Source organism: Streptomyces sp. B1866 (assembly GCF_031932565.1).
In the GTDB taxonomy this organism is placed as follows: domain Bacteria; phylum Actinomycetota; class Actinomycetes; order Streptomycetales; family Streptomycetaceae; genus Streptomyces.
On record NZ_JAVSCF010000256.1, the window covers coordinates 1 to 8,942 of the forward strand.

The window sequence follows — 8,942 nt, forward strand, 5'->3', positions numbered from 1 at the left end:
GGCGGCGGCACGGGCGCGAGCCCGCGGCCCCCGGCGCGGCGGCGGCCCCTCCGCGCCCCGCTGCGCACGCCTGCCCCCCTCCACACGCTCTCCCTCCTCCTCGCGCTCCTCGCCGGGCTCCTCCTCGCGTACGGCGCCGGACCCGCCCGCGCGGACGCGCTGCGCTACTGGTCGTTCTGGCAGCGGGAGGCGGGCGCCGACGGCTGGACGTACGCCACGCAGGGCCCGGCCACGGCCCGGCCGGGCGACGGCGACAGCATCGGCTTCCGCTTCGCGGCCAGCGAGGACTCCCCCGGCGCCGCCCGGCCGCGCGGCGCCGCCGGCTTCGCGGCCGTCTGCGGCGACGCGCCCGGCGCGCGTCCCGCGCGGGGCACCAAACGGGTCGCCGTCGTCCTGGACTTCGGCACCGCCGCCGACGCGCCCGGCGGCGCCACGCCGCCGCCGGCCCGTACGGCCTGCGCGCGGGTGCGCGCGGACGCCACGGCCGGCGAGGCGCTGGCGGCCGTCGCGAAGCCGCTGCGCTACGACTCGACGGGCCTGCTGTGCGCCATCGCCGGCTACCCGGAGTCCGGCTGCACCGGGCAGGCCGACGGCGGCGGAGGCGGCGGCGGAGGCGGAGGCGGCCCGTCGGCCGGGCTGATCGGCGGCATCGCCGCCGTGGCCGTGCTCGGCGCCGCCGCCGTGTGGCAGGCCCGCCGCCGACGGCCATGACCGGCCTGCCCCCGAGGCCGCCCGGCGCCGGGCCGCGCGCACGTCCGCCACGCTCCTGGTGGCCGCCGCGCCGCGCGGCCCGCGCGGGAGCGCACCGGCCGCCCGGAACCGCCCAAAACGCCGACCCGCACCCGCGCCCGGCACCCAACCCCGACCCGCGCCCCGCCGCGTCGCGGTCGTCCCGCGCGGGCGCCCTGCACGCGGGCGCGTGGTGGGTGTGGGCGCTCGGGCTCGCTACCGCCGCCTCCCGCACCACCAACCCGCTGCTGCTGGGCCTGCTCGTCGGCGTCGCCGGGTACGTCGTCGCGGCCCGCCGCACGGACGCGCCGTGGGCCCGCTCGTACGGGGCGTTCCTGCGGCTCGGCCTGGTGGTGCTGGCCATCCGGCTGGCCTTCGCGGTCTTCCTGGGCTCGCCCGTCCCCGGCACACGCGTGCTGTTCACGCTGCCCGAGCTGCCGCTGCCCGGCTGGGCCGAGGGCGTGCGGGTCGGCGGCCGGGTGACGGCCGAGGGGCTGGCCTTCGCCGCGTACGACGGGCTGAAGCTGGCGGCGCTGCTGGTGTGCGTCGGCGCGGCCAACGCGCTGGCCAGCCCCTCGCGCCTGCTGAAGTCCCTGCCCGGCGCGCTGTACGAGGCGGGCGTCGCCGTCGTCGTCGCCATGACCTTCGCCCCGAACCTCGTCGCCGACGTGCGGCGGCTGCGCGCGGCCCGCCGCCTGCGCGGCCGCCCGGACCGCGGCGTGCGCGCCCTGCTCCAGGTCGGGCTGCCCGTCCTGGAGGGCGCGCTGGAACGCTCGGTGGCCCTGGCCGCCGCCATGGACGCGCGCGGCTACGGCCGTACCGCGCGCGTGCCGCCCGCCGTCCGCCGCGTCACGCACGTGCTCGTCCTGGGCGGCCTGCTGGGCGTGTGCGCCGGTTCGTACGGGCTGCTGGCGGCCGAGGGCGGGCGGTACGGGCTGCCGCTGCTGCTCGCGGGCCTGGCCGCCGCGCTCGGCGGCCTGTGGCTGGGCGGCCGCCGCTCGGTGCGCACCCGCTACCGGCCGGACCGCTGGGGCGTGCGGGCGTGGCTGGTGTCCGGGTCGGGCGCGGCGGTCGGCGGACTGACGATCTGGGCGGGCTCGTACGCGCCGGGCGCGCTGCACCCGCCCGCCGTCCCGCTCACGGCCCCGGAGCTGCCGCTGTGGCCCGCGGCGTCGGTGCTGCTGGGCCTGCTGCCCGCGCTCGTCGCCCCGGCACCGGACCGCGCCCGGGCGCCGGACGCCGGGCGGGAGGAGGCGCGGTCCCCGGCGCGTGGGCCCGCCCCGGCCCGTACGGCCGCCCCGGACGGCCCGCCCGGCCCCGGCCGCGCACCCGAACCCGGCCCCGCACCCGCAGCCGCAGCCGCAGCCGCAGCCGCAGCCGCAGCCGCAGCCGCAGCCGCAGCCGCAGCCGCAGCCGCAGCCGCAGCCGATCGTGACCGTAACCGTGCCCCGGGCCCCGCTCCCGGCCGTGGAACGCCGCCCCCGCACCGCCCCGAGGAGGCCCCGCAGTGATCCGCTTCGAGCAGGTGTCGGTCACCTACGACCGGGCCGAGCGGCCCGCCCTCCAGGACGTCGACCTGACCGTGGCCGAGGGGGAGCTGTGCCTGCTCGTCGGCCCGTCCGGAGTCGGCAAGTCGACACTCCTGGGCGCCGTCTCCGGCCTGGTGCCGCACTTCACCGGCGGCACGCTGCGCGGCCGGGTCACCGTCGCGGGCCGCGACACCCGCACCCACCGGCCGCGCGAGCTGGCCGACGCCGTCGGCACCGTCGGCCAGGACCCGCTGGCGCACTTCGTCACCGACACCGTCGAGGAGGAGCTGGCCTACGGCATGGAGTCCCTGGGCGTCCCGCCCGGCGTGATGCGCCGCAGGGTGGAGGAGACGCTGGACCTGCTGGGCCTCGCCGACCTGCGCGACCGTCCGCTCGCCACGCTCTCCGGAGGACAGCGGCAGCGGGTGGCCATCGGGTCGGTGCTCACGGCCCACCCGCGGGTCCTGGTACTGGACGAGCCGACGTCCGCGCTCGACCCGGCGGCGGCCGAGGAGGTGCTGGCCGTGCTCCAGCGGCTCGTCCACGACCTGGGTACCACGGTGCTGATGGCCGAACACCGCCTGGAGCGGGTCGTGCAGTACGCGGACCAGGTGGTGCTCCTGCCCGCCCCCGGCGCCCCGCCCGTGTCCGGCGACCCCGCCGAGGTCATGGCCCGCTCGCCGGTCCACCCGCCGGTGGTGGCCCTGGCCCGGCTCGCGGGCTGGTCGCCGCCGCCGCTGTCGGTGCGGGACGCGCGCCGCAGGGCGGGGGACCTGCGGGAGCGCCTGGAGCGGGTGCCGCAGCCCGCGCCCCGCCCCACGGCTGACGCCGCCCCGGTCGGCGAGGCCGTCGCCCTGTCCGTACGGCACGGCGCGACGGAGGCGCTGCGCGGCGTGGACCTGGCCGTGTACCCGGGTGAGACGGTGGCGCTCATGGGCCGCAACGGCGCGGGCAAGTCGACGCTGCTGGGCGCCTTCACCGGCGTACACCGGCCCGCCTCCGGCGCGGTGCGGGCCGGCGGCCGCACCCCGCACCGCACCCGGCCCGCGGAGCTGCTGCGCCACGTCGGGCTCGTGCCGCAGGAGCCGCGCGACCTGCTGTACGCCGACACGGTGGCCGCCGAGTGCGCGGCCGCCGACCAGGACGCGGGCGCCGCGCCGGGCACCTGCCGGGCGCTGGTCGCCGGGCTGCTGCCCGGCGTGCCCGAGGCGGCCCACCCGCGCGACCTGTCCGAGGGGCAGCGCCTGGCGCTGGCGCTGGCCGTCGTGCTCGCCGCCCGCCCGCCGCTGCTCCTGCTGGACGAGCCCACGCGCGGGCTGGACTACGCGGCCAAGGCCCGGCTGGTGGAGACGCTGCGCGCGCTGGCGGCGGACGGGCACGCGATCGTGCTCGCCACCCACGACGTGGAGCTGGCCGCCGAACTCGCCGACCGGGTGGTGGTGCTCGCCGACGGCGAGGTCGTCGCGGACGGCCCGGCGGCCGAGGTCGTCGTCTCCTCCCCTGCGTTCGCGCCGCAGGTCGCCAAGGTGCTGGCGCCGCTGCCGTGGCTGACGGTGGGCCAGGTGCGGCGGGCCCTGGCGGAGCGTCCGGCGTGAGCGCGGCCGACCGGGGGCGGTCCGGTACCCGCGCCGTGCGCCTCGGGCCGCGCTCGGTGGCGGCCCTCGCGCTGGTGTCGGCCGTCGGCGTGGTCGCCTTCGGCTGGCCGCTGCTGGCCGGTACGGGGTCGGGCCTGGCGCACTCCGCCGACGCGCCCTGGCTGTTCGCGGCGCTGCTGCCGATGCTGCTCGCCGTGGTCCTGGCGGCCGTCGCCGACACCGGGCTGGGCGCGAAGGCGGTCGCGATGCTGGGCGTACTGGCGGCGGCGGGCGCGGCGCTGCGGCCGCTGGGCGCGGGGACGGCCGGGATAGAGCCGATGTTCTTCCTGATCGTGCTGTCCGGCCGGGCGCTGGGCCCCGGCTTCGGCTTCGTGCTCGGCGGGGTGTCGATGTTCGCGTCGGCGCTGCTGACGGGCGGGGTGGGGCCGTGGATGCCGTTCCAGATGCTGTCCATGGGCTGGGTGGGCATGGGCGCGGGCCTGCTGCCCGGCGCGGACCGGCTGCGCGGGCGCGGCGAGGTGCTGCTGCTGGCCGCGTACGGGTGCGTGGCGTCCCTCTTCTACGGCACGGTGATGAACCTCCAGGGCTGGCCTTACCTGGCGGGCCTGGGCTCGGGCGTGTCGTTCGTGCCCGGCGACCCGCCGAGCGAGAACCTGTCCCGCTTCGCCGCCTACTGCCTGGCCACCTCGCTGGGCTGGGACCTGCCCCGGGCCGTCGTCACGGTGACGCTGACCCTGACCCTGGGCGGCACGGTCCTGAAGGCGCTGCGCCGCGCCGCCCGCCGCGCGGCCTTCGACGTCCCGGTGGGTTTCGACGACGTCCCGGCCCGGAGCGGGCACAGCCCCTCCAGATGTGGGCACATGTGGTAACTTTGCCGCATGGCCAGCATCGGACTGCGGGAGCTGAGTCATCACACCTCTCGGATCGTGGACCGGGTCCGCCAGGGGGAGGTCATCGAAGTGACCGACCACGGCAAGCCCATCCTGCGCCTCGTCCCGATAGGAGAGCAGGAGAGTCTGCACGACCGGCTGGTCGCCGAGGGGCGCCTGCGGCCCGCCCGCCGCCGCGGCCTGCCCGAAGAGATCTCGACCATCGGCCCGGAGTACAACGTGTCCGGCACCGTGACCGAGATGCGGGACGAAGAACGCTACTGATGATCTACCTCGACACGTGTGCGGTGCTCAAACTCGCGCACCGCGAGGCGGAATCCGCAGCCCTGCGCGCCTGGCTGCTCAGCCAGCCGGCGGACGAGTACCTGGTCAGCAGCGCGCTGACGGAGGTGGAAGCGGCGCGAGCCCTCGCGCGAACGGACCCGCCCGCCCTGGCAGCACTGCCCGGCCTGCTCGCCGCCATCGGATTCTTCGAGATCGACCAGATCGTACGCCGCCGGGCGGCGGCCTACCAGGACCCGCATCTCCGGTCGCTCGACGCCATCCGTCTCGCCACGGCCGAGGAACTGCGGGGGGAGCTCGCGGCGTTCGTGACGTACGACAAGCGGCTGCTCACCGCGGCGCAGGGGCTGGGGCTGCCGGTGGCCGCGCCCGCCTGACCTCCGGGGGCCGGCCGTGGCGCCGCTCGCTCACCCCCTTCGGGCGAGCGGGCGGCGCCCCCGACATGCGGCTAGGACAGCGGCACGTCCACGCACGCCAGGCGCGCGCCCGCCGTGCCCGCGTGGCCCGGGTGCGTGTCGGTGGCGTGCTCGTGCACGACGACGGACGCGGCCTCGCCCGCCCGGAAGCGCCAGCCCACCGCGGCCACCGCGTGGCCGTCGCCGTGGCCGTCGGTGGTGAGGTCGAGCCAGATCTCGTTGTCCGGGTTGGCGTACGCCGGGTCGGTGGACGGCGTCACCGGGTCGGGCACGTTCTGGTAGTGGGACCCGGAGTCGCCGGGCGAGGCGCCGCACCGGTTGCGGTGGACGTGGGCGCCGAAGGTGCGGTCGGGCTGGACCCCTTCGAGTATCAGGGCGACACGGGTGCCGCCGTCCGAGGCCGGGTGGGACACGACCGTCACCTGACTGCCCGCCGGAACCGCCGCGGTGTCGTAGGTCACCGCCCGGTAGGTGTCGCTGTCGGCCACGGCCACGAAGTGCTCGTGCGCGATCGCGTGCGTGCCCTGTCCGGTGCCGACGGCGAGCCCGCCGCCGGTGACGACGGCCATCGACGCCGCGACGGCGGCCATGCTGATGGACATCCGGTACTTCCTTCCCCCTGGTCCTCGGCTTCTTCGGTGCAGAGGACACGTTTCTGGCCGCCCACGCTAGTGGGGCGCGCGGGAGCCGTTCAACGGCGTTCGGATCTCGACGTCACGACTTGACCCGGGGTTCACCCGGCTCGCGCAGGTCCGACGCGGACGGCGCGCCGCCCCCGGCACCGGCGGCGTCCCCGGCACCGGCGGCTCCCGAGGCCCGCCCGGCGTCCCCAGCCCCAGCCCCGGACTCGGCCCCGGACCCAGACCCGGACTCGGCCCCGGCTTCCGCCCCGGCCGTACCCGCCCGTACCCGCCGCAGCAGCCCCGCGGCCCGCGCTCCGCCCGCGCGGAGGGCGGCGCCGGCCGCGCGGGGCCGTTCCGCCGGCCGGCCGCCGATGCCCGTCAGGACGTACTGCACCCCGAACCCGGCCGCGACCACCACCGCGCCGCCGACCGCGTCCAGCACCCAGTGGTTCGCGGTGCCGACGATGACCGCGGCGGTCAGCAGCGGGTACAGCACGCCCAGCGCCTTGGCCCACACGTACGGCGCCACGGCCACGATGACCACGCCGCACCACAGCGACCAGCCGATGTGCAGCGACGGCATGGCCGCGTACTGGTTGGACAGCTTGGTCAGCGCGCCGAAGTCCGGGTTGCTGAGGTCCTGGTGGCCGTGCGCGGTGTCCACGTAGCCCAGGCCCATCAGGCGGGGCGGGGCGAGCGGGTAGAGCCAGAAGCCGACCAGGGCGAGCAGGGTGGCGAAGGCCAGCGGGGTGCGCGCCCAGCGGTAGGTGGCGGGGCGGGTGACGTACAGCCAGGCCAGCAGGGACAGCGGCACCAGGAAGTGGAAGGTGCTGTAGTACGTGTTCATGCTGTCCCGGAGCCACGGCGTGTCGGCCACGATGCCGTTGAACCAGTACTCGACGTCGATGTGCAGCCAGCCCTCGGCCCGCAGGATCTGGTGGCCGTGGCCCTCGGCGACGCTCCGCTCGCCCGGCGCGTTGCTGCGGATGTAGGAGTAGCCGAAGTAGCCGACGCGGATGAGCATCAGCTCAAGCGCCAGGTTGGGGCGGGTCAGCGGCCGGGCCGCGAAGCGCAGCAGCGGCACCCACCGGTAGCGGCTCGGGGCGGGCGCGGCGACCGGGGACCGCAGCGGCTGGTCCCACAGCGGCGAGGTCCGGGACAGGAACGGCACGAAGCAGGCGGCGGCCAGGGCGGCCAGCAGCGGCGCGTTGTAGCCGATGTGGCCCAGGACGTCGACGCCCGGCATCAGGGCCTGCCGGTTCAGGGTCATCACCAGCACCACCAGCACCGGCCACACGAGCCGGTCGGCGCGGCGCCTGCCGACCCGGCCGACCAGGGCCAGCAGGATCCACAGCTGCTGGTACTGCCAGGAGGTGGGCGAGACGGCCAGCGCCACGCAGCCGGTGACGGCGACGGCGAGCAGCGCCTGCCCGTCGCGCGCGTAGCGCACCGCGCGCCGCAGGCCCACGGCCGTCACCGCGAGGGCGAGCACGGCCAGCAGCGCCAGCTCGCCCGGCCCGCGCAGGCCGACGCGCAGCAGCAGGCCGTGCAGCGACTGGTTGGACAGGCCGTCGGCCGGGGCGCCGAGCCCGGCGCCGCCGATGTGGTGCAGCCAGTACGTCCACGAGTCGCGCGGCAGCACCGACCAGGCCAGCGCCGTGCACGCGGCGAAGGTGCCGCCGGCCAGCGCGGCCACCCGGCGCCGCCCGGCCAGCCACCACAGCGCGGCGAACAGCAGCAGCGCGGGTTGCAGCGCGGCGGCCAGGCCGATCAGGACGCCCGACTGCCGTCCGGAGGTGCGCGGCAGCAGGGTGAGCAGCACCAGCAGCACCGGGATGACGCTGGTCTGGCCGAGTGTGAAGGTGTTGCGCACCGGCAGCGACAGCACCAGCAGGCTGACCGCCACGGGCGCGGCGAGCAGCGAGGTGCGCCGGGGCACCGGCTGCGGCAGGCTGCGGGCGGCGACCAGGCCGAGCAGCACGACGAGCAGCAGGGTGCCGAAGGTCCAGGCGACGCCGAGGCTCTGCTCGGCGGCGCGGGTCAGCGGCTTGAGGACCAGCCCGTGGAAGGGCGTGCCGGTGAACGCGGCGCCCTCGTACAGCGACCCGCGCAGGTGGAGGACGCCGTTCTCCCCTATCCAGGTGTCGAGGTCGGTCAGCCGTTCATCGGGCGGCTGCCGCAGCACCGCGGCGGCCTGGCGCACCGCCAGCAGGCCCGCCAGCAGCCACAGGGCGCCCAGCGCCAGCACGGTCCGCGACGTCCGCACTCCCGCGCGACCTGGTCTGGCTCCCGAGTCCGGGTCCGTCCCAAGACCGCCCCGCTCCACGTCCGCCACGCCGCGCCGCTCCCCCACTCGTCCCGTTCGCTGCCCGTGCACGTGCTTCCGTCACCGGTTCCCGGATCTTCCGAGACCTTACTTGGCCGAGGCGTCCGACGCCGCACACCCCCTCGTCACCTGACCGCCGCCCCCGGTTGGCCGGCCGCCGTCCGCCGTCCTCGGGCGCCGCCCCCGCGGTGCGGCGGCCGGTGCGGCGGGTCACCGCGCCGGCAGGGCGGCGGCCCGCTGGAACACGCCCGGGGTGACCCCGAAACAGCGCACGAACCACCGGTGCAGGTGGCTCTGGTCCGCGAACCCGGTCTCCGCCGCCGCCTCGGCCGCCGTCCGCCCCGCCGCCAGCAGGGCGCGCGCCCGGCGCAGCCGCACCTGGCGCTGGTAGTCGCTGGGCGCCATGCCGTACGCGGCGCGAAAGGCGCGGTAGAGCGCGAATCTGCTGCACCCGGCGGCGTCGGCGAGGTGCTGGGCCGGGATCTCGCGCGCGGGGTCGTCCTCCAGCAGCGAGCGGGCGCGCCGCACCGCCCGCGCGCCGGCCGCGCCCGG

General features: G+C 77.6%; 9 protein-coding genes. 6 read left to right on the forward strand and 3 right to left on the reverse strand.

Going from position 1 to position 8,942, the window contains the following annotated elements:
• The first annotated feature begins 60 nt into the window (after positions 1 to 60).
• The 6 genes from RKE29_RS24735 (at position 61) to RKE29_RS24760 (ending at position 5,402) form a co-directional block, all read left to right on the forward strand.
• A complete protein-coding gene (locus tag RKE29_RS24735; protein WP_312007842.1) occupies positions 61 to 711 on the forward strand; it encodes an SCO2322 family protein in 651 nt (216 codons plus the stop codon).
• Between the two features lie 194 nt (positions 712 to 905).
• Positions 906 to 2,240, forward strand: a complete 1,335-nt coding sequence (locus RKE29_RS24740) for a CbiQ family ECF transporter T component (protein ID WP_312007843.1) — start codon at positions 906 to 908, stop codon at positions 2,238 to 2,240.
• Positions 2,237 to 3,853, forward strand: coding sequence for an ATP-binding cassette domain-containing protein (locus RKE29_RS24745; protein WP_312007835.1), 1,617 nt, complete (start codon positions 2,237 to 2,239; stop codon positions 3,851 to 3,853). The genes RKE29_RS24740 and RKE29_RS24745 overlap by 4 nt, the downstream gene beginning before the upstream one ends.
• Positions 3,850 to 4,722, forward strand: coding sequence for an ECF transporter S component (locus RKE29_RS24750; RefSeq protein ID WP_312007836.1), 873 nt, complete (start codon positions 3,850 to 3,852; stop codon positions 4,720 to 4,722). Before RKE29_RS24745 ends, RKE29_RS24750 begins: the two co-directional genes overlap by 4 nt.
• A 9-nt stretch (positions 4,723 to 4,731) precedes the next feature.
• Positions 4,732 to 5,007 (forward strand): type II toxin-antitoxin system prevent-host-death family antitoxin, encoded by a 276-nt coding sequence (locus tag RKE29_RS24755; protein WP_312007837.1) that lies wholly within the window; start codon positions 4,732 to 4,734, stop codon positions 5,005 to 5,007.
• The gene (locus RKE29_RS24760; RefSeq protein ID WP_312007838.1) at positions 5,007 to 5,402 is read left to right on the forward strand and encodes a type II toxin-antitoxin system VapC family toxin; all 396 of its coding nucleotides are present in this window, start codon (positions 5,007 to 5,009) and stop codon (positions 5,400 to 5,402) included. The genes RKE29_RS24755 and RKE29_RS24760 overlap by 1 nt, the downstream gene beginning before the upstream one ends.
• Before the next feature lie 71 nt (positions 5,403 to 5,473).
• Here RKE29_RS24760 and RKE29_RS24765 read toward each other — a convergent pair whose 3' ends face one another.
• The 3 genes from RKE29_RS24765 to RKE29_RS24775 all read right to left on the reverse strand — a co-directional run.
• A complete protein-coding gene (locus RKE29_RS24765) occupies positions 5,474 to 6,043 on the reverse strand; it encodes a superoxide dismutase family protein (RefSeq protein ID WP_312007839.1) in 570 nt (189 codons plus the stop codon).
• A gap of 112 nt (positions 6,044 to 6,155) precedes the next feature.
• The gene (locus RKE29_RS24770; RefSeq protein ID WP_312007840.1) at positions 6,156 to 8,330 is read right to left on the reverse strand and encodes a bifunctional glycosyltransferase 87/phosphatase PAP2 family protein; all 2,175 of its coding nucleotides are present in this window, start codon (positions 8,328 to 8,330) and stop codon (positions 6,156 to 6,158) included.
• Positions 8,331 to 8,600: 270 nt separating this feature from the next.
• Positions 8,601 to 8,942 (reverse strand): helix-turn-helix domain-containing protein (locus RKE29_RS24775; protein ID WP_312007841.1); only part of this gene is annotated, 342 nt, incomplete at its 5' end.